Source organism: Pseudomonas sp. P1_F7 (assembly GCF_056405655.1).
Window position 1 is genome coordinate 265,581 of record NZ_JBFUBR010000004.1, and the last position, 26,915, is coordinate 292,495.

General features: G+C 59.8%; 27 protein-coding genes and 1 pseudogene. 6 read left to right on the forward strand and 22 right to left on the reverse strand.

Annotated elements, in window-relative coordinates; translation table 11 throughout:
• Window positions 1–129 precede the first annotated feature (129 nt).
• Window positions 130–357: a YheU family protein gene (locus AC1D1M_RS07450; protein WP_056727184.1), complete on the forward strand. Its 228-nt coding sequence runs from the start codon at window positions 130–132 to the stop codon at window positions 355–357.
• Between the two features lie 5 nt (window positions 358–362).
• On the opposite strand, the gene csrA is transcribed toward AC1D1M_RS07450, so the two are convergent.
• From csrA to AC1D1M_RS07465, 3 genes are all read right to left on the reverse strand, one after another.
• Window positions 363–548 carry a carbon storage regulator CsrA gene (csrA, locus tag AC1D1M_RS07455; protein ID WP_477775128.1) on the reverse strand — a complete coding sequence of 62 codons (186 nt, stop codon included), beginning with the start codon at window positions 546–548 and terminating at the stop codon, window positions 363–365.
• 153 nt (window positions 549–701) lie between these two features.
• Window positions 702–1,034, reverse strand: a complete 333-nt coding sequence (locus AC1D1M_RS07460; RefSeq protein ID WP_008004345.1) for a YnfA family protein — start codon at window positions 1,032–1,034, stop codon at window positions 702–704.
• A gap of 64 nt (window positions 1,035–1,098) precedes the next feature.
• A complete protein-coding gene (locus AC1D1M_RS07465; protein WP_477775129.1) occupies window positions 1,099–1,914 on the reverse strand; it encodes an SDR family oxidoreductase in 816 nt (271 codons plus the stop codon).
• Window positions 1,915–2,197: 283 nt separating this feature from the next.
• On the opposite strand from AC1D1M_RS07465, the gene AC1D1M_RS07470 reads away from it, so the two are divergent.
• Entirely contained in the window at window positions 2,198–2,350 is a 153-nt protein-coding gene (locus tag AC1D1M_RS07470) for a DUF3309 family protein (RefSeq protein WP_477775130.1), read from the forward strand.
• A gap of 59 nt (window positions 2,351–2,409) precedes the next feature.
• On the opposite strand, the gene AC1D1M_RS07475 is transcribed toward AC1D1M_RS07470, so the two are convergent.
• From AC1D1M_RS07475 to AC1D1M_RS07520, 10 genes and pseudogenes are all read right to left on the reverse strand, one after another.
• Window positions 2,410–4,503, reverse strand: a complete 2,094-nt coding sequence (locus AC1D1M_RS07475; RefSeq protein ID WP_477775131.1) for an LTA synthase family protein — start codon at window positions 4,501–4,503, stop codon at window positions 2,410–2,412.
• A gap of 337 nt (window positions 4,504–4,840) precedes the next feature.
• Window positions 4,841–5,446 (reverse strand): START domain-containing protein, encoded by a 606-nt coding sequence (locus AC1D1M_RS07480; RefSeq protein ID WP_477775276.1) that lies wholly within the window; start codon window positions 5,444–5,446, stop codon window positions 4,841–4,843.
• A gap of 102 nt (window positions 5,447–5,548) precedes the next feature.
• Window positions 5,549–5,713, reverse strand: a pseudogene (locus AC1D1M_RS07485) (YkgJ family cysteine cluster protein); the annotation flags it as partial.
• A 166-nt stretch (window positions 5,714–5,879) separates the two neighbouring features.
• Window positions 5,880–6,362, reverse strand: coding sequence for a translation initiation factor 2 (locus tag AC1D1M_RS07490; RefSeq protein ID WP_477775132.1), 483 nt, complete (start codon window positions 6,360–6,362; stop codon window positions 5,880–5,882).
• An 80-nt stretch (window positions 6,363–6,442) separates the two neighbouring features.
• On the reverse strand, window positions 6,443–7,882 hold the full coding sequence (locus AC1D1M_RS07495) for an aminotransferase-like domain-containing protein (protein ID WP_008050371.1): 1,440 nt from the start codon (window positions 7,880–7,882) through the stop codon (window positions 6,443–6,445).
• A 276-nt stretch (window positions 7,883–8,158) separates the two neighbouring features.
• On the reverse strand, window positions 8,159–8,971 hold the full coding sequence (locus AC1D1M_RS07500) for an OmpA family protein (RefSeq protein WP_477775133.1): 813 nt from the start codon (window positions 8,969–8,971) through the stop codon (window positions 8,159–8,161).
• A complete protein-coding gene (locus AC1D1M_RS07505; protein ID WP_477775134.1) occupies window positions 8,968–9,324 on the reverse strand; it encodes a DUF4398 domain-containing protein in 357 nt (118 codons plus the stop codon). Before AC1D1M_RS07505 ends, AC1D1M_RS07500 begins: the two co-directional genes overlap by 4 nt.
• Before the next feature lie 9 nt (window positions 9,325–9,333).
• Window positions 9,334–10,170 (reverse strand): substrate-binding periplasmic protein, encoded by an 837-nt coding sequence (locus tag AC1D1M_RS07510; RefSeq protein ID WP_477775135.1) that lies wholly within the window; start codon window positions 10,168–10,170, stop codon window positions 9,334–9,336.
• A 195-nt stretch (window positions 10,171–10,365) separates the two neighbouring features.
• A complete protein-coding gene (locus AC1D1M_RS07515) occupies window positions 10,366–11,295 on the reverse strand; it encodes an electron transfer flavoprotein subunit alpha/FixB family protein (RefSeq protein ID WP_008004325.1) in 930 nt (309 codons plus the stop codon).
• On the reverse strand, window positions 11,296–12,045 hold the full coding sequence (locus AC1D1M_RS07520) for an electron transfer flavoprotein subunit beta/FixA family protein (protein ID WP_007945693.1): 750 nt from the start codon (window positions 12,043–12,045) through the stop codon (window positions 11,296–11,298).
• Between the two features lie 548 nt (window positions 12,046–12,593).
• Here AC1D1M_RS07520 and AC1D1M_RS07525 point away from each other — a divergent pair.
• The gene (locus tag AC1D1M_RS07525; protein ID WP_477775136.1) at window positions 12,594–14,258 is read left to right on the forward strand and encodes an electron transfer flavoprotein-ubiquinone oxidoreductase; all 1,665 of its coding nucleotides are present in this window, start codon (window positions 12,594–12,596) and stop codon (window positions 14,256–14,258) included.
• 116 nt (window positions 14,259–14,374) lie between these two features.
• Here the strand turns inward: AC1D1M_RS07525 and AC1D1M_RS07530 are convergent, their stop codons facing one another.
• A complete protein-coding gene (locus AC1D1M_RS07530) occupies window positions 14,375–15,265 on the reverse strand; it encodes an AraC family transcriptional regulator (RefSeq protein WP_477775137.1) in 891 nt (296 codons plus the stop codon).
• A gap of 190 nt (window positions 15,266–15,455) precedes the next feature.
• On the opposite strand from AC1D1M_RS07530, the gene AC1D1M_RS07535 reads away from it, so the two are divergent.
• A complete protein-coding gene (locus AC1D1M_RS07535) occupies window positions 15,456–16,508 on the forward strand; it encodes an NAD(P)-dependent alcohol dehydrogenase (protein WP_477775138.1) in 1,053 nt (350 codons plus the stop codon).
• Here the strand turns inward: AC1D1M_RS07535 and AC1D1M_RS07540 are convergent.
• The 6 genes from AC1D1M_RS07540 to AC1D1M_RS07565 form a co-directional block, all read right to left on the reverse strand.
• Entirely contained in the window at window positions 16,505–17,308 is an 804-nt protein-coding gene (locus AC1D1M_RS07540) for an IclR family transcriptional regulator (protein WP_223508041.1), read from the reverse strand. The genes AC1D1M_RS07535 and AC1D1M_RS07540 overlap by 4 nt on opposite strands.
• A gap of 60 nt (window positions 17,309–17,368) precedes the next feature.
• The gene (locus AC1D1M_RS07545) at window positions 17,369–18,679 is read right to left on the reverse strand and encodes an MFS transporter (RefSeq protein WP_477775139.1); all 1,311 of its coding nucleotides are present in this window, start codon (window positions 18,677–18,679) and stop codon (window positions 17,369–17,371) included.
• A 172-nt stretch (window positions 18,680–18,851) separates the two neighbouring features.
• The gene (gene dgoD / locus AC1D1M_RS07550) at window positions 18,852–20,000 is read right to left on the reverse strand and encodes a galactonate dehydratase (protein WP_477775140.1); all 1,149 of its coding nucleotides are present in this window, start codon (window positions 19,998–20,000) and stop codon (window positions 18,852–18,854) included.
• Window positions 20,001–20,048: 48 nt separating this feature from the next.
• Window positions 20,049–20,669: a 2-dehydro-3-deoxy-6-phosphogalactonate aldolase gene (locus AC1D1M_RS07555; protein WP_477775141.1), complete on the reverse strand. Its 621-nt coding sequence runs from the start codon at window positions 20,667–20,669 to the stop codon at window positions 20,049–20,051.
• Between the two features lie 19 nt (window positions 20,670–20,688).
• Window positions 20,689–21,681 (reverse strand): 2-dehydro-3-deoxygalactonokinase, encoded by a 993-nt coding sequence (locus AC1D1M_RS07560; protein WP_477775142.1) that lies wholly within the window; start codon window positions 21,679–21,681, stop codon window positions 20,689–20,691.
• A 193-nt stretch (window positions 21,682–21,874) separates the two neighbouring features.
• Window positions 21,875–22,357 (reverse strand): N-acetyltransferase family protein, encoded by a 483-nt coding sequence (locus AC1D1M_RS07565; RefSeq protein WP_477759903.1) that lies wholly within the window; start codon window positions 22,355–22,357, stop codon window positions 21,875–21,877.
• A gap of 199 nt (window positions 22,358–22,556) precedes the next feature.
• Between AC1D1M_RS07565 and AC1D1M_RS07570 the strand changes: the two genes are divergently transcribed.
• Both AC1D1M_RS07570 and AC1D1M_RS07575 read left to right on the forward strand, forming a co-directional pair.
• Complete coding sequence (locus tag AC1D1M_RS07570; protein ID WP_477775143.1) at window positions 22,557–23,762, forward strand: MFS transporter; 1,206 nt, start codon at window positions 22,557–22,559, stop codon at window positions 23,760–23,762.
• 81 nt (window positions 23,763–23,843) lie between these two features.
• Window positions 23,844–24,173: a hypothetical protein gene (locus tag AC1D1M_RS07575; protein WP_477775144.1), complete on the forward strand. Its 330-nt coding sequence runs from the start codon at window positions 23,844–23,846 to the stop codon at window positions 24,171–24,173.
• Window positions 24,174–24,354: 181 nt separating this feature from the next.
• Here the strand turns inward: AC1D1M_RS07575 and araH are convergent, their stop codons facing one another.
• On the reverse strand, window positions 24,355–25,323 hold the full coding sequence (gene araH, locus AC1D1M_RS07580) for an L-arabinose ABC transporter permease AraH (RefSeq protein WP_477775145.1): 969 nt from the start codon (window positions 25,321–25,323) through the stop codon (window positions 24,355–24,357).
• A gap of 12 nt (window positions 25,324–25,335) precedes the next feature.
• On the reverse strand, window positions 25,336–26,880 hold the full coding sequence (gene araG / locus AC1D1M_RS07585) for an L-arabinose ABC transporter ATP-binding protein AraG (RefSeq protein ID WP_477775146.1): 1,545 nt from the start codon (window positions 26,878–26,880) through the stop codon (window positions 25,336–25,338).
• Window positions 26,881–26,915: the final 35 nt, after the last annotated feature.

A 26,915-nucleotide genomic window follows, 5' to 3' on the forward strand; every position in this document is an offset into this window, starting at 1 on the left:
GGTTCGCCACTGAACCCTGTGGGAGCGAGCTTGCTCGCGATGGCATCAGAGCAGGCGAGATCAAATCCCAGGCTAGCCGATACCGGTCATTCGCCGTAGCATCGCGCCATTGATCCAACCGAGGTGCCTATGCTGATCCCCCACGACCAACTTCAAGTCGACACCCTCACCCGCCTGATCGAGGATTTCGTGACCCGCGACGGCACGGACAATGGTGACGACACGCCACTGGAAACCCGCGTACTGCGCGTGCGCCAGGCCTTGACCAAGGGGCAGGCACTGATTGTCTTCGACCCGGAAAGCGAGCAATGCCAACTGATGCTCAAGCACGACGTGCCCAAGCACCTGTTTGACTGAGGCCTTCAGCGTCCCTTGGTTTTCACCGGTTTTTTCTGGATGCGCTCGTAGATTTCCGAGCGGTGCACATTGACGTCCTGAGGCGCTTCGACGCCAAAGCGAATGTTGCTTCCGTTGATCGCGAGAACGCGCACGGAAATGTTTTCACCGATGGAAATGGTTTCGCCCACAACGCGAGTGAGTACGAGCATGAGGAGTGTCCTTCAGGGGTTACTGGCCCTTGAAGATGCCCGGCCCGCGGTACGCCTACAATGCTCCGACAGCAAACCAGACCGGACTGACAGCCATGACGCACCACGCTTACGGAAAGGTCTGACAGGCCGGTTGATTGTAGGGTCGATCTGTCAGGACGCGGAGAATCGTGGCCCGAACAGGATGATGCTCGCGCCGATCACACACAGCGCCACGCCAAGCCAGTCCGAACCCAGCGGACGAATCCGCTCGACCACGGCCAGCCAGCCGATTGACGCAATGATGTAGATGCCACCGTAAGCGGCGTAGGCGCGGCCGGCGTAGGTGGCTTCGATACGGGTCAGCAGCAGGGCGAACAGAGTCAGGCTAAGGAGCGCCGGCACCACCCACCACATGCTTTTACCCTGGCGCAGCCACATCCAGAAGGCGAAGCAACCGGCAATTTCGAACAGCGCTGCGAGAAAAAACCACAGGTAATTGAGCATGCAAGTGTCTCGCGAGGATGGCCGATGGCGGCCACCCTAACCACAGCGTCGCCTGCGGGCAAGATCAGCTTGCCGATTGCCTGGCCTTGGCGCGCATTTTGTCGGCCATGACGGTCATTTCGTTGTAGAGCAATTGCGGGTTCTTCTGCTTGATCGCCCAGGCCATGCGGCCCTGTTCGTGGGGCAGGATCATGAACTCGCCGGCGGCGACCTGCTGATAGATGTAGTCGGCGATGTCGGCAGCGCTGATCGGCGAGCTTTCCAGCAACTTGCCGACCTGGGCTTTCATGGCCGGGGTCGGACCGCGGAAGGAGTCCAGCAGGTTGGTCTGGAAGAACGACGGACACACCACATGCACGCCGACTTCCTGATGCGCCAACTCGATCAGCAGGCTTTCGGACAACGCCACCACGCCCGCCTTGGCCACGTTGTAGTTGCTCATCGCCGGGCCTTGCATCAGCGCGGCCATGGACGCGATGTTGATGATCTTGCCTTTGCTTTTTTCCAGCAGCGGCAGGAAAGCCTTGCAGCCCTTGACCACGCCCATCAGGTTGATCGCGATCTGCCAGTCCCAGTCCTCCAGGGACAACTCACTGAAGAACCCGCCAGACGCTACACCCGCGTTATTAACGATGACGTCGATGCCGCCGAGTTTGACTTCGCAGGCCTGGGCGAACGCCGTCAACTGGCTGTAGTCGCGCACATCGCAGCGCTGGATGAAACCGTCGCCACCGGCTTCGCGGACCAGCTTCAGGGTTTCCTGCAAGCCGGGCTCGCTGACGTCCGACAAGGCCAGTTGCCAGCCTTCACGCGCCCAGCGCAGCGCGATTTCGCGACCCAGACCAGAGCCTGCACCAGTGATCATCATGCGATTTTGCATAGCAAACAGCCTTGTTGTTCTCGGAAGATGCATCGAGTGTAGCGAAGGAAATTCTCCGATCCACGCTCCATCAGATTGCTGAATGGCCCGAGCAAACCGCGGGAGCGCCTGAAGTAACTAATGCAACAAAAAAAGATAAAGACCCGTTCGAAATACTTGAAAAAAACCTGGAATTTTCCTGCAAGCGCAAGAGTCTGAATTTTTAAGCAGCGCGAATTTACTTCATTCCCGTTGACCTTGATTGGCATGGTCAATCCACTGCATTTTCGACAAGGAAACAGACATGGGCACAATACTAATCATCATTCTGATCCTGTTACTGATCGGTGGTTTGCCGGTCTTCCCCCACTCCAGAAGTTGGGGTTATGGCCCGTCCGGAATCTTCGGCGTCGTATTGGTGGTGCTGTTGATCCTGCTCTTGCTCGGCCGAATATAAAAATCCGCCAAGCAAAAAAAAGAGGCTCTTGAAGAGCCTCTTTTCTATTGCGTCACAACTTAGTCCGGCTTGCCATCAACTACACCAGCGGTGTTGTCCAGCAGGCTCTTGGTCGCTGTTTGCAGGAACGCTTCGAGCTTGAGTTTCAACTCGGCGGTACGCGGCGCATCAGGAATGACTTCGGCGTGAGGGTTGGCACCCAATTCATACTGATACAACTTCGGCGCCATGTCCTTGTCCTTCGGCAGGACCAGAATCTGGTCTGCGGTGAGGATGGCCGTGGTCTGCTCGCTGCCCGACGGCTTGATCACACCAACACCGGCGTCGCCTTCCGGCAGGTTGAGCAGGTCGCGTCCCCAGCACTGATGACGCACTTCGCCACCGATGCGGCCCATGATGGTCGGCACGATGTCGATCTGAGTGCCCACGGTGTGGTCACGCTGGCCGAACTTTTCCTGGATGCCCGGCGCAATCATCAGCATCGGCACGTTGAAGCGGCCCAGGTCCATTTCGGTGATCTGCTGTTCGTTACCAAAACCGTGGTCGCCAACGATGACAAACAGGGTTTCCTTGAAGTACGGCTCCTTGCGGGCTTTTTCAAAGAACTGGCCCAGTGCCCAGTCCGCGTAACGCATGGCGGTCAGGTGTTCGTTCAGGCTGCCACGATCGGTCACGCGCTCGACCGGCAATGGCGTCGGCAAGGCGTAAGGCGTGTGGTTGGACAGGGTTTGCAGCAAGGCATAGAACGGCTTGCCGTTTTCCCGTGCCTTGAGCTCGACCAGGCCACGGTCGAACATGTCCTGGTCGGACACGCCCCAGGTCGGATCAGAGAACACCGGATTCACGAAATCGTTACGGCCGATGAAGTTGGTCATGCCCTGGTTGCTGAAGAAACCCGACTGGTTGTCCCAGGCGAAATCGCCGTTGTAGACATACACGTCGTCGAAGTCACGGGTGCTGAGCAACTGCGGCAAACCGGACAGCTTGTGGCTGCCTTCCGGGGTCTGCATCAGGTATTCGAAGCCCGGCAGGTTCGGGAAGCAGGCCATGGTGGCGAACATACCCTGGTGGGTATGGGTACCGTTGGAGAAGAAGCGGTCGAACAGCAAGCCTTCCTTCGACAGTTTGTCGAGGTACGGCGTGATGTTGCCTGGTCCACCCAGCGCACCGACCGAGTGGCCGGCCATGCTTTCCATCAGGATCACAACGACGTTCTTGATCGGCAGGGTCTTGTCGGCTGGCGGGGTGTAATCGCGACGTACCGCTGCGGTGTCGGCATCCACCAGTTTGTCGGCCGGCGTCACCAGCATGTCACGCACCACTTGCTGGGCTTGTGGCTGTGGCAGGGTCGCCTTCCAGATATTGTCGCGATCTTCGGACATCCGGCTCTTGGCTGCGGCAACCAGCGACAGCGTGCCGTTGAGGCCCAACTGGTTGGCGAAATTCGAGTCGGTGGTATAGACGTCGCCCCAACGTAGCGGCGGGCCTTGACGCAGAGTGCCACGCGCGGCGACCACGCAAACAAGCAGGCACACCACAAACACAGCGATACGCGCGTACCACGGCGCAACCTGGCGCGTGCCGATGCTGCCGCCACTGAACGGGCCACGGGGACGGGTCGCACGATCGGCGCCCTTGAATGCCAAGCTCAGGATCCAGGTGCCCACGGCCCATGCCAGCAGGTAACGGACCACCGGGAAACCGTACCAAAGCATGCTCATCACGGTTTTCGGATCTTCCTTGACGTACTGGAAGACCAGGCCGTTGAGGCGCTGGTGGAACTCACGATAGAAGTCCATCTCCATCAAGCCCAGGAACAGCGCAATGCTGGAGGCGATCGTCAGCCAGAGACGGAACAGCCCGCGTGCGGCCATGGCCCGGGCGCTGAACAATGCCAACAGCAACGGAATACTGAGATAGACCACCAGACGCAGGTCGAAACGCAGACCGTTTGCGAATGCCTCGAGGAAGGTCGAGGCCGGTGTGTCGAGGATCATCGAGCGGTTGTAAACCAGCAGCGCGACGCGCAGCAGGCTGAACATGACCATCATGACCAGGGCACACAACAGCGTGTAGGCCAGATGCGATTTGACGGTCGGTTGCAGCAGGCGACTAGAAGCTCGCTGCTGATTCAGGGCGTCCGGGATTGCCATGTCGTTTTAGGACCCATTGGAAGTTGAAGTTTCAAAAATACAGCTGCGCCTTGCCCTCTTTTCGGCCCGTACCAGGCCCGGGGGTTTGCGCGGTGCGCAAATGTTGCACGATCAACGGCAGCATTGCCATTGATAACTACCCTCATTCCGACTGTTTCATCCTGCATTCAGCAATACGCAGCGCGTTACGGGAGAGCCGGCGAATTGTCTTGGAGAGTGGGTGAAAATTTCGTGCAACGCATATCCGGAAACAATTTAAAGCCTGCGCACCGGTCAAAAACGCAAACGCCCCGATCGAGTCGGGGCGTTACGAAGTCACCTCAAAAGAGCGATAAAGTTACTTCTCGGCGCGCTCCTTGAGGGCTTTCAAGGTATTGAACGGGGCATCCACCACGAACTTGTTGGCCACCATCGACGGCACGCTGCCACCCGGTTCGGTGTGCACCTGATAGGTCACTTCGACCTGGTCGCCCTTGGGTACGAACTTCCAGAAACCGTCGACCTTGGCGACCCGGACGAAGCCTTTTTCTTCAGGAATGTATTTCGGTACGCCTTCGAGCTTGCGGGTCAGGCTGCCATCGGCGCCTTCGATGGTGGTGACGTGCAGCACCGAATCACGCGGAGTAACCGGCCACGGCGTGTTGAACTGAGTGTAGGTCCAGCTCTGGTCACCTTCGTGCTTGAGCAGCTTCTGGGTTTTGCATTCGTGAATCCAGGCGCAGGCTCCGGGCACGTCTTCCTGCAACGCACGCAGCTTGGCTATGGTGGTTTTCATCAGCGTGACGCCCTGGTAGGCCTTGTAGTCGGAGCCGGCCACTTCACTCAGGGAGATCTTGATGCCGTCTTCGTCTTTTTTGACTTTCCAGTCTTCGGCCTGGGCCGTCGAGGTAGCCAGCACAACCGTCAAACCACACAGCACAGCCATACGATGCAGCGAACCCATAGTCTTATTCCTTATTGTTGAAGTTACGTTCGTTGGGCTTGCACCTCCGATCACCTTCAGGTTTTTCGGAGGTGATCGGACCTCCGGGTCGGCCTCGAAGGCAGAACACACCGCCGGCCGTTCTGGCTGGCCGAAAATACGGCACAGGTTATCGGAGGAAAGTTGCAGGCAACGCTCCCCCGCGGCTTTGCCGTTGGGCATACCGGGAATCGGTGAACTGATGGAAGGGGCAATGCAACAAGCGCCACAGCCCTCACGGCATTTCATGACGACAAGCTCCTCGCGACGAACAATGTGTTAAAGGACGGGGCACAGAGTACCCGCTAAAACAGTTGTTTTAAATTACCTGCGAGCGGGTTTTTCAATGCAAACGAACATGACCGACCAGTCTCCGACAAAGCGTCTGGTCTGCGGTTCGCGGATCCTGGTGAGGTTACTGCTTGAACTCGAAATCCAGTGCCGCGCCTTCGACCTCGCGGCGTTCTTCATTTCGCAGTTGCAGCTGCATTTCATTGCTGAGCAGGCGGCCGTTGAGCTGGAACGGGCTGCTGCCGCTTTTGTCACCGAACATCTGGGGTAACAACTGTTCGCGCCTGGTTAACGGCACCGTTCCGACCGGCTTCAGCTCTTGAACCATATCCTTGGGCAGGCTCAAGTCCAACTTGGCGGATGGAAGCTCGGTCTTTACCACCTCACTGGCCGGTTTCGATTTGGAGGCAATAGGCGGATGCTTTTTCACGGGCGTCGCCGATTTCCTGGCCGGCGAAGTTTTTTTCACAGGTTCGGGTTTTGTCGGCGCGATGTGGAAACTGCCAGTGGTCTGCTGATCTTGCTCGGTAGCGGCAACGACGGATGCCGGCTGAATACTCGCAAACAGGCAGAGCCAAAGCCAGGCGGCAGGAAAAGTCGGTTTCATGTTTCCAACGGTGGGTGCAAACGGCAGAGGTGCATATGCTCCCCTGTTGCAGCCCACATGACAAGCACAGTCGCAGCCTGTTACAAACCGCCAGCCATCTCCTGGCAGAGTTGGGTGGCCAGCATGCCCAGGGTCATCAACGCACGCTCGGCTTCACGATTCCACGGGATGCCGCAATTGAGGCGAATGCAGTGATTGAATTGCTCGGTATTACTGAAGATCAGTCCCGGCGCAATACTGATGCCCTGCTGCAATGCCCGCACGTGCAACTCTTGCGTGTTGACCCGCCCCGGCAGACTGACCCACAGAATGAAGCCGCCGGTAGGCCGGGTCATCTGCGTGCCTTCCGGGAAATACTGCTGCACGGCCAGCTGGAAGGCACTGAGGTTTTTCCGGTATTCCTGACGGATGAAGCGCAAATGCCGGTCATACCCGCCATTTTCCAGGTAAGCGGCGATACCCATCTGGGTGACGCTGCACGCAGAATGCGTACTGAAAGTCTGCAAGCGCTGGATTTCCTGCTGATACTTGCCGGCAATCATCCAGCCGATTCGCACGCCAGGCGACAAGGTCTTGGAGAAGCTCGAACAATAGATCACCCGATCCAGCCGATCGTAGGCCTTTAGGGACTTGGTGCGCCCCTGCTCGAACATCAGCTCACCGTAGATATCGTCTTCGACAATCTGGATATCGAAGTCCGACGCCAGGCGCAGCAATTGTTTCTGCCGCTCTTCGGGCATGGTACCGCCCAATGGATTACTCAGTCGGGTGGTCAGCACCAACGCCTTGATCGACCATTGGTTGGCCGCCAGTTGCAGGGCTTCCAGGCTCATGCCCGTGGCCGGATCGCTGGGGATCTCAATGACCTTGAGGCCCAACAGATCGGCCAGTTGCAGCAACCCGTAATAGGTCGGTGATTCGGCGGCGATCAGATCGCCGGGACGGGTCAGCACGCGCAAGGACATCTGCAGCGCATCGACGCAGCCGTGGGTGATCACCACTTCCGACGGATCAACCACCACGCCTGCATCGCGCATGCGGATCGCCACCTGTCGGCGCAACGGCTCGAAACCGGGGCTGAACATGTAACTGAAGGCCCGCGGGCTATGGAAACGGGTGACTTTGGCCAATTGCTGATGCAGTGCCCGCACCGGCAAATAGTCGACACTCGGCACCGCAGCACCCAGCGGGAAGACACCTTCACGACGGGATTCGACCAGAACTTGTTGAATGATGCTGCTGCGGGTGACCAGGCCGGGGCGCTCGACCCGGGCGATGTCCGGCGTCGGCGCGGTGAGTGCCGGCGTCTGGTGCACGTAGTAACCCGACTGCGGCCGGGCGCGGATCAGCCCCTGATCCTCGAGATTGGCATACGCCTGCAACACCGTCGCATGGCTGACATTGAGCTGCGAGCTCATCTTGCGCACCGAAGGCACGCGCTCTCCCGGCTGATAGACCCCACGGCGGATGTCTTCGGCCAGTTGTTGAGCAATACGTTGATAGAGCAAAAGATTGGTCATGACGCAGCACTCGATTTCACGGGCATTTTATTCTTGTGTGAAACAATACCGGAACAGTTTAGAAGTGTACGGGGACAGTTGCCACAATAGTCGACCGTACAGTGCAGTGTCAGCAAAATCTGTACTGTTTTGTGCGGTAATCGGCGGACATAAAAAAACCCGGCGCTGCATGGCATGCCGGGCTGCAGGAGCTGTCGAGTGAAACGAGGCTGCGATCTTTCCAGGCCCGATTGAGTATCAAGAGCAAGATCAAAAGATCGCAGGCTCCGCCAGCTCCTACCGGGCTGCGCCGAGCTGGCCCTTTTCGTCGGAAAACACAATTTCCACCCGACGATTCTGCGCTCGGCCCCGTTCCGACGCATTCGCGTCCACCGGATACTCGTCGCCATAACCCTCGACCTGGATGCGCTTGTCGTCAATCCCCAGGTCCATCAGCACGTCAGCCACCGATTGCGCGCGGTCGCGGGACAGCTTGAGGTTTTCCTGCTTGCCCCCGGTACTGTCCGTATAACCTTCGATCCGCACCACACGCTTGGGGTTGAGTTGCAGGAACTGCACGATCTTCAACACCACACGGTTGGCCGACGGTTTCAGCTCCGCTTCGCCCGTGTCGAACAGCATGTCGCCCAATGTCATCACCAGCCCGCGGTCGGTCTGGCTGGTCGTCAATGCCAGGATCTGCTCCTCGAGCCATTTGCCTTGCTGCTGCACGCTGAACAGTTTGGATTCACGCAGTGCCAGTTGCAGACGCTGCCGCTCCAGTTCGAGCTTCGCCGCCTGCTCTTCGTTGAGCACCTGATTGGTGTGTTCCCGAGCAATGGCGCTGTAGCGCTGGCTCAGGTAGGCGTAATGCACCACGTCCGAACCACTGCCCCAATAGCTGGACAGGCGATCGGCACGGGCCAGGGACTCTCCGGCGCGAATCACATCCTTGGGGGCGATTCGCAGCACATTGGAGTCTTCCTTGACCTTCTGAAAGTCGGCACCGGCCTGCTGCAACGCGGTTTCGCTGTGCTGACTGGCGCAACCAGACAGGCTCGCGCAGCCTGCCAGGATCAAACCGCCGAGGGCTTTGCTCTTGAGGCTCATTCGGCATCTCCCAGTTGCTTGTGCAGGCGGGCGATGCGGGTGTTCAGCACGTTCAACTGTTCCTCGCTCTTGGCCGTCAACACCTTGGCTTCAGCCAGACGCGCATCGAGTTCGGCCTGTTCGGCCCGCATGCGTGCGTTTTTGAAGGATTGGTCAGTCATGTTGCCCTTGGCGCGGTTGTACTTGTCTTCGGCCAGTTTCATTTCCGGCACATCGTCGGCGGTGGCGCCCACGGCCTTGGCCTGTTCGAGTGCCTGTTCGGTCAAGCGAATCTGTTCATTCGGCGCAGGATCGGTTGCACAACCCGCCAGGACCACAAAGGCCACGGCAGCAAAAAGAGGTCGAATACTCACTAAATATCCCTACTGTTTTGGGGCACTGACGGGTTGTTGCGAGGGTTGCTGCGGTTGTGAGCGTTGTGCCTTCCAACGCTCGATATTGCGCATCAGCACGGCTTCCGTCAGTCCGGACGCAGGCAATTCTGTCATCTTTTTGGCCAACTGTCCGCGCAACCACGGATCGTTGCAGGCCGAGTCATGGGAAATCGCCAGGTACAGGCCAGGCTTGTCAACCGGTTGCGAGCGAGCGACCAAATCACCGGCCATGCCCAGTGTCTGTGCGGTCGCCATGCCCGAGTAACGTCCTGCCAGCACAAACTCGACCTCTCCCAACAGCAGTTTCTGAAAGGCCTGGGTCAGGTTGGACGTGCGCGTGAGGGTCAGTTGCTGTCCGGCAAAGGTGCTGAATTGCGGGGTCAATCGGGCCTTTTCCGACACGGCACCGGGATGGCCGTGCAGGTCTTGTGCTTCGTTGTAGACCAGTGTCGAGTCCTTGCGAGTCCAGACCAGATAGTCGTTTTCCAGCACCGGTGGATGGATGTAATCCAGGGTTTCCAGCTCACTGACGGTCAACGTCGCGTCCGCCAGCATGTCCATGCGCCCGCTACGCACTTCGTCCAGGGCCTGGGCGCGTTTGCCGGCATAAAGCAGTTCGACCTTGAGCCCCAACTCCCCCGCCACTTGCTGCAGCAAATCGGCACTGGCACCGATCAGGTGCTTGGGATTCTGCGGGTCTTGCCACAGGTACGGCGGCGCGTCCGGGCTGCCGGTGACCACCAGGCGTTCGCATTTACCTGCGGCGACCGTCAGCGTCGGCAATAACGCCAATCCCAGCAAGCTCCACACACAGCGCAGATCCATGGCTTCACACTCCACTCATACCCGATTATGCCCCCCCTGTAGGAGCGAGCTTGCTCGCGATGGATTCAAAGGCACCGCGTTTATCCAGGATCAACGCGTCATCGTTAACGTCCTTCGCGAGCAAGCTCGCTCCTACAGAAGAGCAAAAAAAAGCCCGACCAAAAGGCCGGGCTCTTTATAAGTGAAGCAGCCGGATTAGACCAGCTTCTCCAGCTCAGGGATGGCTTCGAACAGGTCCGCCACCAGGCCGTAATCGGCCACCTGGAAGATCGGCGCTTCTTCGTCCTTGTTGATCGCAACGATCACTTTGGAGTCTTTCATGCCGGCCAGGTGCTGGATCGCGCCGGAGATACCGACGGCGATGTACAGCTGTGGCGCAACGATCTTGCCGGTCTGACCGACCTGCATGTCGTTCGGAACAAAACCTGCGTCAACCGCGGCGCGGGAAGCACCGACGGCAGCGCCCAGCTTGTCGGCCAGGGCGTACAGGTGTTTGAAGTTGTCGCCGTTCTGCATGCCGCGCCCGCCGGAAACGACGATCTTGGCAGCGGTCAGTTCCGGACGATCGGACTTGGCCAGCTCTTCGCCAACGAAGCTGGAGATGCCAGCGTCGTGAGCAGCACCAACGGCTTCAACGGCAGCCGAACCACCTTCAGCAGCTACCGGGTCGAAACCGGTGGCACGCACGGTGATCACTTTGACCGCAGCGTTCGATTGAACGGTAGCGATGGCGTTACCGGCGTAGATCGGACGCTTGAAGGTGTCAGCGCTTTCGACCGAGATGATCTCGGAGATCTGGTCAACGTCCAGTGCAGCAGCAACGCGCGGCAGGATGTTTTTGCCGTTGGAGGTAGCGGCAGCCAGGATGTGGCTGTAGCCCTTGCCCAGCTCTGCGACCAGCGGAGCAACGTTCTCCGGCAACTGGTGAGCGTAGGCAGCGTTATCGGCTACCAGCACTTTAGCCACGCCAGCCACTTTCGCAGCGGCTTCAGCCACGGCGCCAGCGCCCTGGCCAGCGACCAGAACGTGGATGTCGCCACCGATTTTGGCGGCAGCAGCAACGGTGTTCAGCGTGGCCGGAGCCAGCACTTTGTTGTCGTGTTCAGCAATAACCAAGATAGTCATTTAGATTACCTTCGCTTCGTTTTTCAGTTTCTCGACCAGTTCAGCCACCGACTTGACCTTGATACCCGCGCTGCGTGCAGCTGGCGCTTCGACTTTCACGGTCTTGTTGGTGGAGGCGGTGGAAACGCCCAAAGCATCCGGAGTCAGCACTTCGAGAGGCTTCTTCTTGGCTTTCATGATGTTTGGCAGAGACGCATAACGCGGCTCGTTCAAACGCAGGTCGGTGGTGACGATGGCCGGCAATTTCAGGGAAACCGTCTGCGCGCCGCCGTCGACTTCACGGGTGACAGCAACGCTGTCGCCGCTGATTTCGACTTTCGAAGCGAACGTGCCCTGACCATAACCGCTCAATGCAGCAAGCATCTGGCCAGTCTGGTTGTTGTCGCTGTCGATGGCCTGTTTACCAAGGATCACCAGCTGAGGCTGTTCCTTGTCGACAACAGCTTTCAACAGCTTGGCAACGGCCAGGGAAGTCAGGTCTTCGGCGGACTCGACGAGAATGGCACGGTCGGCACCCAGAGCCAGCGCAGTGCGCAGTTGCTCTTGAGCGGTGGACGGGCCTACGGAGACGACGACGATTTCAGTCGCAACACCCTTCTCTTTCAGGCGTACGGCTTCTTCCACGGCGATTTCGCAGAACGGGTTCATCGACATCTTGACGTTGGCAAGATCGACGCCGGAATTGTCCGCCTTGACGCGAACCTTGACGTTGTAATCCACAACGCGTTTGACAGCTACAAGAACCTTCATGGATTCCTCGTTACTCTCCGGTGAAAAGAAAATCGCCTAGGCGAACCTGGCGGTTGATGCTCATCGGGCGCAAGGGCACCTCCAAAAACGCCGGCAAACGTGTCAAGTGACCATCGCTCATGATCTGGATGACCGTTCGTCAGTGGTGACTGACGAGTCATTCAACATCGCGGCGTGTAAACTGTGCATCAAACCCGCGCAGCGCATCACTCTCTACTGCCATCGCCCTGTCTTTAGAGGTGCTCTTGAAACCAACAGTCAGCCTACGGCGAGCGCAAAACCGCCCGTATCTTGACCGGAACGCCTATTCCGGTCAATACGCCAAAATGGCCGTTCATAAGGCGCGTGACTTTGATTTCTCTGGCTTTGAGCCAATTCAAACAAACGTTTGTATTGGACGCTGAGAGTGGTGTAGATATAATGCGCCACCCAAAGAGAAAGGTGGTCAATCGATTGTCCGCTCCCGGCGTTGCGCTGGGATTCATGGATGCGACACCCAACCTCCAAATTAGAAAAAAAACTGTTGAGCCTTGAGTAGGAGATAACCTGTGGAACGCGAATACATGGAATTCGACGTTGTCATCGTCGGTGCCGGCCCCGCTGGTCTTTCCGCCGCCTGCCGCTTGAAGCAGAAGGCCGCCGAAGCCGGTAAGGAAATCAGCGTCTGCGTGGTCGAAAAAGGCTCCGAAGTCGGTGCTCACATTCTGTCCGGTGCCGTGTTCGAACCACGCGCCCTGAACGAACTGTTCCCGGACTGGAAAGAACTCGGCGCGCCGCTGAACACCCCCGTCACCCGCGACGACATCTTCGTTCTGAAGAACGCTGAAAGCGCGCAGAAAGTTCCAGACTTCTTTGTGCCCAAGACCATGCACAACGAAGGCAACTACATCATCTCCCTGGGCAACCTGTGCCGCTGGCTGGCCCAGCAGGCCGAGAACCTGGGCGTGGAAATCTACCCGGGCTTCGCTGCTCAGGAAGCGCTGATCGACGAAAACGGCGTGGTGCGCGGGATCATCACCGGTGACCTGGGCGTCGACCGCGAAGGTAACCCGAAGGAAGGCCTGTACACCCCGGGCATGGAACTGCGTGGCAAGTACACGCTGTTCGCCGAAGGTTGCCGTGGCCACATCGGCAAGCAGCTGATCAAGCGTTTCAACCTGGACACTGACGCTGATGCCCAGCACTACGGCATCGGCCTCAAGGAAATCTGGGAAGTCGACCCGGCCAAGCACCAGCCTGGCCTGGTGGTCCACACCGCCGGTTGGCCGATGGACATCATGGGCACCGAGAACACCGGTGGTTCGTTCCTCTATCACCTGGAAAACAACCAGGTAGTGGTTGGCCTGATCGTCGACCTGTCCTACAGCAACACCTACCTGTCGCCGTTCGACGAGTTCCAGCGCCTCAAGCATCACCCGGTGCTTGCTCAGTACCTGGAAGGCGGCAAGCGCATCAGCTACGGCGCCCGCGCCATCTGCAAGGGCGGCCTGAACTCGCTGCCGAAAATGGTCTTCAAGGGCGGCGCGCTGATCGGTTGCGACCTCGGCACCCTGAACTTCGCCAAGATCAAAGGCAGCCACACCGCGATGAAGTCCGGCATGCTTGCCGCTGAATCCGTGGCTGAAGCCCTGTTCGCCGAGAAGGATGGCACCGAAGAGCTGACCACTTACGTCGACGCGTTCAAGAACAGCTGGCTCTATGAAGAACTGTTCGCCAGCCGCAACTTCGGCCCGGCGATCCACAAGTTCGGCGCCATCGTCGGTGGCGGTTTCAACTGGCTCGACCAGAACATCTTCGGCGGTAAACTGCCGTTCACCCTGCACGACACCAAGCCGGATTACGCTTGCCTGAAACTGGCGGCCGACTGCAAGAAGATCGACTACCCGAAACCGGACGGCAAGATCAGCTTCGACAAACTCAGCTCGGTGTTCATCTCCGGTACCAACCACGAAGAAGAACAGCCTTGCCACCTGAAGCTGGCCGATCCGAGCATCCCGATCAGCAAGAACCTGCCGCTGTACGATGAGCCTGCCCAGCGTTACTGCCCGGCCGGCGTATACGAAGTGATCACCAAGGAAGACGGCGAGAAGCGCTTCCAGATCAACGCCCAGAACTGCGTTCACTGCAAGACCTGTGACATCAAGGATCCTGCACAGAACATCACCTGGGTCGCGCCGGAAGGCGCTGGCGGCCCGACTTACCCGAACATGTAAGCCGAACCGCGAACATCAAGGCTCCCGAAATGGGGGCCTTTTTGTTGTGTGCGATTCAAGCCACAACACCGTCCCCTGTGGGAGCAAGCTCGCTCCCACAGGGGACTTGCGGTGGATCAGGCTGCGCGTTCATCTCCCGGATTACGCTCGAAGTACCGCTTGTACTCGCGACTGAACTGCGACGTGCTCTGATACCCCACCCGATGCGCCACCTGCGCCACGCCCAGCCCCTCGCCCAACAACAACTGCTGCGCCCTGAGCAAACGCAATCGCTTCAGATACTGCACCGGCGACAACAAGGTGCTGCGCTTGAAATGCTCGTGAAACGTCGACGCACTCATGTTCGCGCAACTGGCCAGGGTCTCGACGTTCAACGGTTCGGTGTAATGCGCATGCAGATGACTGAGGGATGCCGCGATCCGGGCGAATTGCCCCTGCTGCTCCACCAGCGCCCGCAACACATCGGCTTGCGGGCCGCGCAAGGCGACGAACAACAACTCGCGCAAACGCGCTTGCCCCATGATCTGGCATTCCAGCGGATCGTGCAGGCAGCGCAACAGTCGTTCGACACAACCGCGCATGGCGTCATCGAGCACCGCGGATGTCATGGACTCAGGCGTTTGCGCCGGGATATGCCGCCCGGGTGCCAGGCCCATCGCCAACACCAACTCGCCCAGCATTACCCGGTCGATCGCAACCGACACCCCGAGCATCGGCCCGTCCGGCGCGGCAAAGGTTTCGCACTCGAACGGCACCGGCAGCGCCTGAATCAGGTAGTGCCCTGCCCCATATTCCAGGGTGCGCGGCCCCAGGTACGCGAGTTTGCCGCCCTGGGCAATGATCACCAGGCTCGGCTCGTAGATCTGCGGTCCACGAGCCACATCGCAACTGGCCCGCAGAACCTGCACGCCCGGCAACGCGGTCGGGACGAAACCGTCGCGAGTGGACAGCGGCTCGATCAGCGAAACCAGAGTGGCATTGGCATCAAGATGACGGGTCAGCAACATCGGAGCTCTTCACAAAAAAGTCACGGAAAAAGGGACGAAAGCATCATCGCAGGTCTGATCACCATTGCGATCAATCAAAGGCCGATGCCGGAGGAATAGGCATGACACCCGGAGGAATCGCCATGGCCGGTACAGGGTTCGGCGCCCAAAATGCGCCACCTCACCCGTCAGCGCTTTTGCGAGSTTCACCATGTACACCGCCATCGGATACGCCGCCCAGTCCGCCACCACTCCCCTCGCCCCCGTGAAATTCCAACGTCGCAGCCCAAGGCCGGACGACGTTGCCATCGAGATTCTCTACTGCGGCGTCTGCCATTCCGACATCCATCAGGCCCGCAACGAGTGGGGCATTGCTGTTTACCCGCTGATGCCTGGCCACGAAATCGTAGGCAAGGTGACCGCCGTCGGTGCGAATGTCACCCAACACAAAGTCGGCGATCTGGTCGGTGTCGGCTGCATGGTCGATTCCTGCCGAAGCTGCGAAGCCTGCCAGGCCAACCTCGAGCAATACTGCCTCGAAGGTCCGACCATGACCTACGCTACCCCGGACCGCGTGGATGGCAGCAACACCATGGGCGGCTACTCCGACAGCATCGTGGTCAGCGAACACTTTGTGGTGCGTATCCCGGAAAAACTGCCTCTGGCCAGCGCCGCGCCGATCCTGTGCGCCGGCATCACCACCTACTCACCGCTCAAGCACTACGGCGTGAAGGCCGGTGACAAAGTCGGGATTCTCGGCATGGGCGGCCTGGGCCACATGGGCATCAAGTTCGCCAAGGCCATGGGCGCCGAGGTGACGTTGTTCACCCGTTCGGCGAGCAAGGCCGAAGAGGCTCGTCGTCAGGGCGCGGACCATGTGATCGTGTCCACCGATGACGCCCAGATGCAGGCTGCGGCCGGGCACTTCGATTTCCTGCTCGACACCATTCCGGTGCAGCACGACCTCAACCCTTACCTCGATACGCTGCGATTCGACGGCGTACATATCCTGGTGGGGTTGATCGAACCGGTGGAGCCACCGGTACATGCCGCCAAGCTGGTGTTGGGGCGTCGCGTGCTCGCCGGCTCGCTGATCGGCGGCATCGCAGAAACCCAGGAAGTGCTGGATTTCTGCGCCGAGCACAACATCACCTGCGACATCGAGATGCTCGACATCCGCCAGATCAACGAGGCTTACGCCCGCATGATCGCCGGTGACGTGAAGTACCGCTTCGTCATCGACATGGCGACCTTGAAAATCTAAACCTTCAAGCCAAGCTCCGCCGACAGCCGGGTCGTGACCCCTTTGATCAGGGGAATCAGCTCGGCCATTTTTTCCAGCGGCATGTAAGGCACGGTACTGGCAATGCTGATGCCGGCGACGATACGCTTGCTGGCATCACGGATCGGAGCGGCCACACAGCGGATCGACGGTTCGTTGTCTTCCAGGTCGAACGCATAACCGCCGGCCACATACTCGACCATGCGCTGCTGAAACTGCTCCCAGGATTGCTCCGGGTGCTGCGGCCAGAACTGGTTTTTCCCACCCACCGGCAGGCTGACTTCGTACAGGCGCTGCCACTCTTGCGGCGAATCATCGAGCATCAGCGCCTTGCCGATCCCGGTGCGCGCCAACGGCATGCGATGGCCGACCCGCGAACGCATTTCCGGACCATTGCGCCCCGGATTCTTGTGCAGGTACAGCACTTCGTCGCCTTCACGAATCGCCAGGTGAATGGTGTCGCCGGTCAACGCCGACAACTCATCCAGATACGGCCCGGCCAGGGTCACCAACGGCAGTTCTTCACGGGCCTGAAAGCCCAATTCGATCAGCTTGGGCCCCAACAGATAACCGACTTGCGGCACCACCCGCAGATAACGCTCGTCCACCAGGCAACTGGCCAGGCGATGTGTGGTGCTGCGCGTGGTGCCGATCAGCCGGGCGATTTCCTTGAGATCGCGGGCGCCGCTGGCCACGGCCTGAACCACACCCAACCCGCGAAGCAGGGTCTGGGTGCCGGTCGGCGCGGCGTCCTTGGCGATTTTTGGGGCGTCTTCCTGCATATCCAGCCTTTACCGTTGAGCGAGTGAACGGGCGGCATTATGGTCGCCCGCGTGCCACGACTACAACTTGATACGCTCGACCTTGCCCACCAGCAAGATGTAGGACAGTGCGCCAATCAATGCCAACACCGAGATGTAGGTGATCGCCGGGGCAAAGGAATCACCCGTCGCGAGGAAGCCGATCACGATAGGCGTGGCGATCGCCGACAGGTTACCGATGAAATTGAATACCCCGCCGGTCAGCCCGAGCAAACGCGCCGGAGCCAAGGTCGACACCAGCGACCAGGTAATCGAAGCCAGGCCGTTGCCGAAAAACGCCAGCGCGAGGAAGGCAATCACCAGCGGCGTCGACTCGACGAAGTTGGCGCCGATGATCGAGGTGGAAATCAGCAAACCGCTGATGATCGGCAACTTGCGGGCGAAACCCACCGTGCAGCCGCGACGGATCAGAAAGTCCGAGAAGAAACCGGAACACAGCACGCCAATAAACGCGGCGAGAAACGGCAGCGATGCCAACAGGCCGGACTTGATGAAGTCCATGCCGCGGTACTTCACCAGGTAGGTCGGGAACCAGGTCAGGAAGAACCACAGCGTCGAGTTGAGGCAGAACTGCCCGAGGTAGATGCCCCAGAGTTTGCGCTTGGTCAGGACAATCCCCAGGTCGGTCCAGCTGAATTTGGCTTTGACCCTGGCCTGTTCGGCCTGGATATCCACCAGCCCGCCGCCCTCGCGGATCAAATCAATCTCTGCGTCATTGGCGCCTTTGAAATCCCGCGGCTCGCGATACACCGCGTACCAGATCACCGCCCACAGAATGCCCACCGCACCGGTGGTGACGAACACCATGTGCCAGCCGAATTCGTGCTGAAGCCACGCCAACACCGGCGTCAGGAAGGCCAGGCCGACGAACTGCCCGGAGGTGTAGAAACCGATGGCCGTGGCGCGCTCGCGCTCGGGGAACCAGGTGGTGACCACACGGCTGTTGATCGGATAGGCCGGCGCTTCCAGGGCACCGACCGCCATGCGCAGCACGAACAACGCAATGAAGCTGGCGGCGAAACCGAGCATCACTGTGGCCACCGACCACAGCAGCAAGGCGACGCTGTACAGAATCCGTGGCGGCACGCGGTCCACCAGCCAGCCACCGGGGATTTGCATGGCGGCGTAGGTCCAGCCGAAGGCGGAGAAGATCAGGCCGACGTGGATCGGGTCGATGCCCAGGTCACTGGTCAATGCCGGGGCGGCAATCGACAGGTTGCTGCGGTCCAGGTAGTTGATCACAACGGTGATGAACAACAGCACCATGATGAAAAAACGCTTGCGGCTGGGCGTCACCAACGACGCCTGCCCGGTGAGGGTTTGCGGTTGCATGGGGGGTGCCTCTTCTTATGGTTATTGAGGTCGTTCTTGAAGACTTCCACTAAACCCTGTGGGAGCGGGCTTGCCCGCGATGACGGCGGCACATCCGGCATTGATGTGACTGACAGGACGCTATCGCGGGCAAGCTCGCTCCCACAGGAATAGGTGGTGGATCAGAAATCACTCACCACTCGGCAAAACTGCCATCGGCATGGCGCCAGATCGGGTTGCGCCAGCGGTGGCCGATGGCGGCGCGTTCGATCACGTATTCCTCGTTGATCTCGATACCCAGGCCCGGGCCGTTCGGGATCTTTACGAAGCCTTTGTCGTAGTCGAACACCCGTGGGTCTTTGACATAGTCGAGCAGGTCGTTGCTCTCGTTGTAATGGATGCCCAGGCTCTGTTCCTGGATGAATGCGTTGTAGCAGGCCGCATCCAGTTGCAGGCAGGCCGCCAGGGCAATCGGACCCAGCGGGCAATGCAGCGCCAGTGCCACGTCGTAGGCTTCGGCCATGTTGGCGATCTTGCGGGTTTCGGTGATGCCGCCGGCATGGGACGCATCGGGCTGGATGATGTCGACGTAGCCTTCGCTGAGCACACGCTTGAAATCCCAGCGCGAGAACAGCCGCTCACCCAAGGCAATCGGCGTACTTGTCAGCGGCGCCAGCTCTTTCAGCGCTTCGTAGTTTTCGCTCAGCACCGGCTCTTCGATGAACATCAGCTTGTACGAATCGAGTTCCTTCATCAGCACCTTGGCCATGGGCTTGTGCACCCGGCCATGGAAGTCGACGCCTATGCCGACGTTCGGGCCGACGGCATCGCGCACGGCAGCGACGTTGGCCAGGGCCTGGTCGACCTTGTCGAAGGTGTCGAGGAATTGCAGTTCTTCGGTGCCATTCATTTTCACCGCGGTGAAACCACGCTCGACCGCTTCTTTCGCCGCACGCGCGGTGTCTGCCGGGCGGTCACCGCCGATCCACGAATACACGCGAATCTTGTCCCGCACCTGACCACCCAACAGATCGCTGACCGATACGCCCAGCGCCTTGCCCTTGATGTCCCACAAGGCCTGGTCAATACCGGCCAGGGCGCTCATGTGGATCGCGCCGCCACGGTAGAAGCCGCCGCGATAGAGCACAGTCCAGATGTCTTCGATGTTGCGCGGGTCTTTGCCGATCAGGTAGTCGGACAATTCTTCAACGGCAGCGGCAACGGTGTGGGCGCGACCTTCGACCACGGGCTCGCCCCAACCGGTGACGCCCTCGTCGGTTTCGACCTTGAGGAAGCACCAGCGCGGCGGAACGATGAAGGTGGTCAGTTTGGTGATTTTCATCTTTTGGCTCTCTTATTAGATGCAGCGCGCTCGGCGCTCAAAGAAGTCTTAGCGAAGGGCTTTCCAGGCAGCGACGTAGGCCTTGGCATTGGCCGCCACTTGCGCAGGCGTCATGCCCGGTTTGAACAGACCGGAGCCGAGGCCGAAACCTTTGACGCCCGCGTCGATAAACACCTGCATGTTGTCCGGCGTGATCCCGCCGACCGGCACAAGAATGGTTCCGGCCGGCAACACCGCTAGCCAGGCTTTGACGACTGCTGGTCCCATCTGCTCGGCCGGGAACATCTTCAGCACGTCCGCGCCTTCGGCCAGCGCAGCAAAGGCTTCGGTCGGTGTGGCGACACCCGGCGACAGGTACAGCCCTGCCGCTTTCGCCGCGCGCAAGACCTTCGGATCGCTGTGGGGCATGACGATCACCTGGCCGCCCGCGGCTTTCACTTGCTCGACCTGCTCCGGGGTCAACACCGTGCCGGCACCGATCAGGCAATCGGCGGGCAAGGTACTGCGCAGGATGCGGATACTTTCGTACGGCTCAGGGGAATTGAGCGGCACTTCGATGACGCGAAATCCGGCGGCGTACAGGACTTCACCGATGGCGGCCGCTTCCTGCGGGCGCAGGCCACGCAGGATCGCGATCAGGCCGTTTTGCGCCAGGGCTTGTTTGAGCATGTCAGGACTCCAGTCAGGTTTAACGGGATGCGGTGCACGTGACCAGGCCGGCAGCCAGTGCCAGTTGCCACAATCCGCGTTCGGTGGCCTGTTCGGCCAGGGTCACCCGGGCAAAACCGCAGGCGTCGAGCGCACGGCTGTAGCGGGCACAGAGTTGGGTGTTGCCGATGAGGATGATCGAAGGCAGATGCACGCTGTTTCGCCGGCGCCGCTGAACGCTGGCCAGGGCTGACAGTTCATGTCCAATCAGCAGGCCGGACAGATAATCCGCTTGCGCCGCAGCGCTCAGTTCACCGGTCAGCCCGAGACTGCGGGCACTGAACATCGTCGACAGTGGGCCGATTTCACCGTCCGCCGACAACGCGATCTTCACGCCGCGATCAAACGCATAGCCATCGAAAGACGCGCCACGTTGTTGGGTGCGTCCGAGAATGCTGTGTTCGCTGAGCACAGCGAAGACTTCGCCGGTCATGAAAGTATCGAAATGCACAATGCAGCCGTCGGCCACTTCCACCCATTTCGAATGGCTGCCCGGCAGGCCGATCAACAGATCAGCGCCCGCCTCGCTAGCCAGGTCTTGCAGCACACCGAGCACCTGGGTTTCTTCGCCGCGCATCACGTTCGGCAAACGCGAACGCTGGATAACGCCGGGCACAATGTGCACATCGACCCCGCGCAGGCTGCACACGGTTTGCAAGGAAGTACCGAGTGTGGCGACGTTTGCCGGCGTGTCCCGGTAAGCCGCTTCGCACCAGCCCTGGGCGCTGCCGACCATGCCGCAGGCAATCACCGGCAAATCCGGCTGGGCATCGAGCCAGTCGCCGCAAGCCTCATCGAAGGCCAGTTCGAAACCATTGGTGCATTCCCGGCCAGCAATGATTCGCGGCGCCTTCGGTAACTGCATGATCCCCGACGACAGCGAACGCTGTTCGAGCACCTGCCCGCCTTCAGCCAGTTTGTAAGCACGTAATGAGGTTGTCCCCCAGTCGAGCGCGATCAATTGCGCCTGCATCGCTTCACCTGTTTTGGTTTTTGGCAGTGAGTGAGCGGGACTATAAACCTGCGCAGGGATAAATCTCAATATATAAATATCAATCCCATATTATGAGACAAAACAAAAAAGATCGCAGCCTTCGGCAGCTCCTACAGGGAAACGCGAATTCCTGCGTAGGAGCTGCCGAAGGGCTGCGATCTTTTAAGAAGTTTCAGTTACCCGAAGCAAAATCCCGCAATACCGCCCCATCCATCCGATAGCGAACCCACTCTTCCTGCGGCTGCGCGCCCAGGGATTTATAGAATTCGATGGCCGGGGTATTCCACTCCAGTACGCTCCACTCGAAACGGCCGCAGTCGTTGGCGCAGGCGATTTTTGCCAGATGCCGCAGCAGGGTCTTGCCCGCTCCACCGCCGCGCTGTTGCGGGGTGATGTAGAGATCTTCGAGGTACAGGCAGTTGCTGCCAAGCCAGGTGGAATAGCTGAAGAAGAACACCGCGAAACCGATGGGTGCACCGTCGCGCAGGCAGATCAGGCCATGGGCGGTGGCGCCTTCGCTGAACAGGCTGCGCTCGATATCGGCAACACTGGCGATGACTTCATGGCGGGCACGTTCGTAGTCGGCCAGTTCAGTGATGAACGCGAGGATTTGCGGTGCGTCACTGGGGGTCGCCGGGCGGATTTCGATCGTCATGGACGTGCCTTGTCAAAAGTGGAAAACGCCATACTAAGTCGGCGCGTGACGTGTGGCGAGAGAGCTTGCTCACTGGCCACAAATGCGCTCATTACTCCGGCCAACACTAACCCTGGAATCGATAACCTCGGACCTAACATTTTGGCACTGCATGGTTAGATAGCCGCGCTGCTCATTTAGCCGGTCAAGGAACCGCGTCATGTCTACCGCAACACCCCCAGTTTCAAGCAAGTTGTTCGGCCTGTTCTGCCTCGCCAGTTACCTGTTGTCGTTGTCCTACGGTTCGACGTTTTTGCTGTCGTTGTTGATCGGTTCGCGCGGCGGTAACGAACACGACGCCGGGAGTGTGATTTCGGCGGCGATGCTCAGCACCTTTGCGGCGGTGATTGTTTCCGGTCATTTGTCCGACCTGCTCGGTGCCGCCCGCTCGGTGGCGCTGTTCGGTGTGTTGCTGGTGGCGGCCAGCCTGGGCTTCGCCCTGACCCCGGGCTTCGGTCACCTGCTGTTGTTTTTCGGGCTGCTGCTGGGCCTGGGCTGGGGTGTGTTCTACACCCTGGGGCCGATCATCGTGGCAAGCCTGGTGACACCCGCACAGCGCGCCAAATACTTCGCCCTGCTGTCGGGCAGCATGATGACCGGGATCGGCAGCGGCCCGTTGCTCGGCCGCGCGGCGAGTGCGCTCGGTTATCCGGTGACGGCGGCGTTTTACCTGGCGGCGCTGGCCAGCCTGATTGGCGTATTGCTGTTCTGGCGCCTGGATCGGCAATTGAAACAGGCGCCCGCGCAATCTGGCAGCGTGTCGCGGATATCCTGGCGTGCAGCGGCTCAGGTGCTGTCGTCCAGGGCCGTGTTCCCGATCATCATGGTCGGTCTCGGCGGCTGCGTGTTCGGTGGTCTGTCGAGCTTTCAAACCAGTTACGCGGCGGCGCACTCACTCGACTATTCGCTGTTCTTCCTCGGCTTCATGAGCGCCGCGATCAGCGGCCGCATGCTGGTTGCCGGTTTCGTGGTCAAGCGCGATCCATTCCGTGCGTCGTGCGTGCTTTCTGGGTTGATGCTGGCATCGATCGTGATGTTCGGTTTTGTCGTCGACAGCAGCTTCAGCTACGTGCTCGCGGCGGCGATGCTGGGGATCGGTTACGGCCTGACCTACTCGGTGATCAACGGCCTGGCCGCCAATGAAGCGCCGAACGGCAGCACCGCGCAATCCTTGCTGCTGTTCAGCCTCTCGTATTTCATTGGCGTGTTCGGCTTTCCAATGCTGGCCGGGAAAATCATCGTCGAGCAAGGCATGGCCACGCTGTTGCTCACGGTGTTGGCGGTTGCCTCGCTCAACTGGCTGATCACCTTGGGCCGGTTGATCTGGCGCAGGGCCACAGCGGTTAGTGCATTGGAGCAAGCCTGAGCCGTTCGTCGCTAACAATGCACCCATCCGGATCGAGGGCGTACTAATCAGGTAAGGACTCTACTCGTTGGAGACAACACCATGATCCTGTCCAGGTTGACCGCCCTCGCCCTCGCCGTCCTGCTGTCTTCTGTCGCGTTCGCCGGGACCATCGGCTCGAGCACCGGCCCGACCAACCCGGTGGAAAAGCCCAGGGCACCGGCGATCCAGAGTGCCCCAGGCATGAACACCGATGGCACGACGATCGATAAAAACCTGCCGCCCTACACCGGCACCGACCCGCGGGTTCAACGCAATGATGCAGGACGTCAGGGTGGTATGAGTTTGCCAGGCAGCAAAACACCCAACAGTGGTGGACTTGGCTCGACCACCAGCGGCAGTTCGGATGATGACGACGGCGACAGCCAATAATTTCCAGTTTGAGGACAGAAGCTCGGGTGAAGAATATTGCGCGACGGTACCGAATGGCGGTGACGAGTGGCATGGTGAAGACAGTTGCTCCCACAGGATCTGTGCCAGACCACACAATACGATGTGTGAGCGCAGAACCCTGTGGGAGCGAGCAAGCTCGCTCCCACAGGTAATGTAGATGTCAGCGCTGTTTCAGGCGGTCAATTACCACCGCCAGCAACAGAATCGAACCCCGGATCACATACTGATAAAACGTATCGATGTTCTTCAGGTTCATCGCGTTCTCGATGATCGCCAGAATCAGCACCCCGGCGATCACGTGCCGGATCATGCCGATCCCGCCACTCAACGACACCCCGCCCAGCACGCAGGCCGAGATCACCGTCAGCTCGAAACCCTGACCGATCATCGGTTGTCCGGAGGTCATTCGCGAGGCCAGGATTACCCCGGCCAACGCACCGATCACGCCATGCACGGCAAAGATGATGATCTTGGTCCGGTCGACATTCACACCGGCCAGCAACGCCGCTTCCTGATTGCCGCCGATGGCCATGGTGTTGCGCCCGTAGGTGGTGTAGTTCAGCAGCCAGCCGAAAAACAGGAAGCAGACGATGGTGATCAGGATCGGCACCGGCACGCCAAACAACTGGCCGTTACCGAAGACGAAGAACGATTCCTGGGACACCCCCACCGCTTTGCCATTGGCGAAGATGTAGGCCAGGCCGCGCACGATCTGCATGGTCGCCAGCGTGGTGATCAGCGCGTTGACCCGCAGCTTGGCAATCACGATGCCGTTGATCAGCCCGACGATCAGCCCCATCACCAGCGCCGCACAGACACCGAGAAACACACTGTTGGTGTCGCGCATCACCACCGCCGCGACTACCCCGGCGCAGGCAATCACCGAGCCCACCGACAAGTCGAAATGCCCGGACGCCAGGCAATACAACATGGTGCACGCAGCGATCCCGGTGGTGGAAATCGCCAGGCCCAGGCCACGCATGTTCAGCGGCGAAAGGAAGTTGTCGATCATCAGGGTACAGAGCACGAAGATTCCGACGGCGGCCAGCAGCATCACCCAGTCATCGAGAAAACGCCGCATATCCAGGGGCTTGCGCGTGGTCGGCAGGGTGTTGTCTTGGGTTGTCATCATAGTCACCTCTCAGTTCGCCACGCCGTCGGCGCGCTGGCATGGCAAAGCCAGTTGCAGCAGGTTGGATTCATTGGCCTGGTCGCGGCTCAGCTCGCCACGCAGGGCACCTTCGCACAGCACCAGAATGCGGTCGGAAATGCCCATGACTTCCATCAAGTCACTGGACACCACAATCACTGCGATACCCTGGGCTGCCAGGTTATGGATGATCTGGTAGATCTCGGCCTTGGCACCGATGTCGATACCGCGGGTGGGTTCGTCAAGCAGCAACACTTTCATCGGCATCGACAGCCAGCGGCCGAGAATGGCCTTCTGCTGATTACCGCCGGAAAGAAACTTGATCTGCTGCCCGGCGTGGGGCGTTTTCACCTTGAGCGCCTTGATCTGCTGGTCGGCGTTGGCCTTTTCCCACAGGCCACGCAACAGGCAACCGAAGGTGGAATGGGCGCCGCGTGCGCTGATGTTGATGTTCTCGGCGACGCTGGCCAGCGGCAGAATGCCCTCCTTCTTGCGGTCCTCGGGACACAACAGGATCCCGGCGGCAATCGCGTCCCGGGGTGAGCGCAGCTTCAGTTCATGACCACGAAGTTCCAGCCGTCCGGCGCTGTTGCGCGCCAGGCCGCTGAGCAGGCGCAACAGCTCGGTGCGACCGGCACCGACCAGCCCGAACAGCCCGAGAATTTCGCCTTTGTGCACCTCGAAACTCACCGGCTCGCGCAACCCCGGCCCGAGCAGGCCATCGACCTTGAGTGCCACCGCGCCGCGCTGGCGTGGGCGGTAATCGTAGATGTCCTGAATGTCGCGCCCGACCATGCAGGTGACCAGTTGATCGTGGGTCAGCTGGCTCATGTCGTCGAAGGTGCGCACGTAACGGCCGTCCTTGAACACCGTCACCGCGTTGCAGATGCGGAACACTTCTTCCATGCGATGGGAGACATAGAGCACCACTTTGCCCTCGTCCCGCAGCCGGCCGATAATCGCCATCAAGCGGTCGATCTCCCGCGCCGAAAGGCTGCTGGTGGGTTCGTCGAAGGCAATCACGTGGGCACCACGGGACAACGCCTTGGCGATTTCCACCAATTGCCGCTGGCCGAGGGACAGGCGCCCGACTTTCTCCTGCGGGTCGATTTCATCGGCCAGGCCCTTGAGACAGGCCAGTGCCTGCTGGCGCAGGGTACTGCGATTGATCAGGCCGAAACTGGCGGGCAGATGCCCGAGAAACAGGTTCTCGGCCACGGTCATTTCCGGCACCAGATGCAGCTCCTGGTGGATCACCGCGACACCACTGCCGATGCTGTCGGCGGTGGACTTGAAGTCCATCGTCCGCTCGCCGATCTGCAACGCACCGCTGCAAGGCGTGTAGGCCCCGCCGAGGATTTTCAGCAGCGTCGACTTGCCAGCGCCGTTCTCGCCCATCAAGGCGTGAACCTGCCCCGGATGGGCGACGAAGCTGATGTTGTCCAGCGCCCTCACACCGGGAAAGGTCTTGCCAATTCCGTTGAAGCGCAAGCTGCCGGTAAGGCTGTGTTCGTGTTGGATTGTTTGCGCGTGCATAACCACCTCTTCACACCGATCAGGCAACCCCGCCG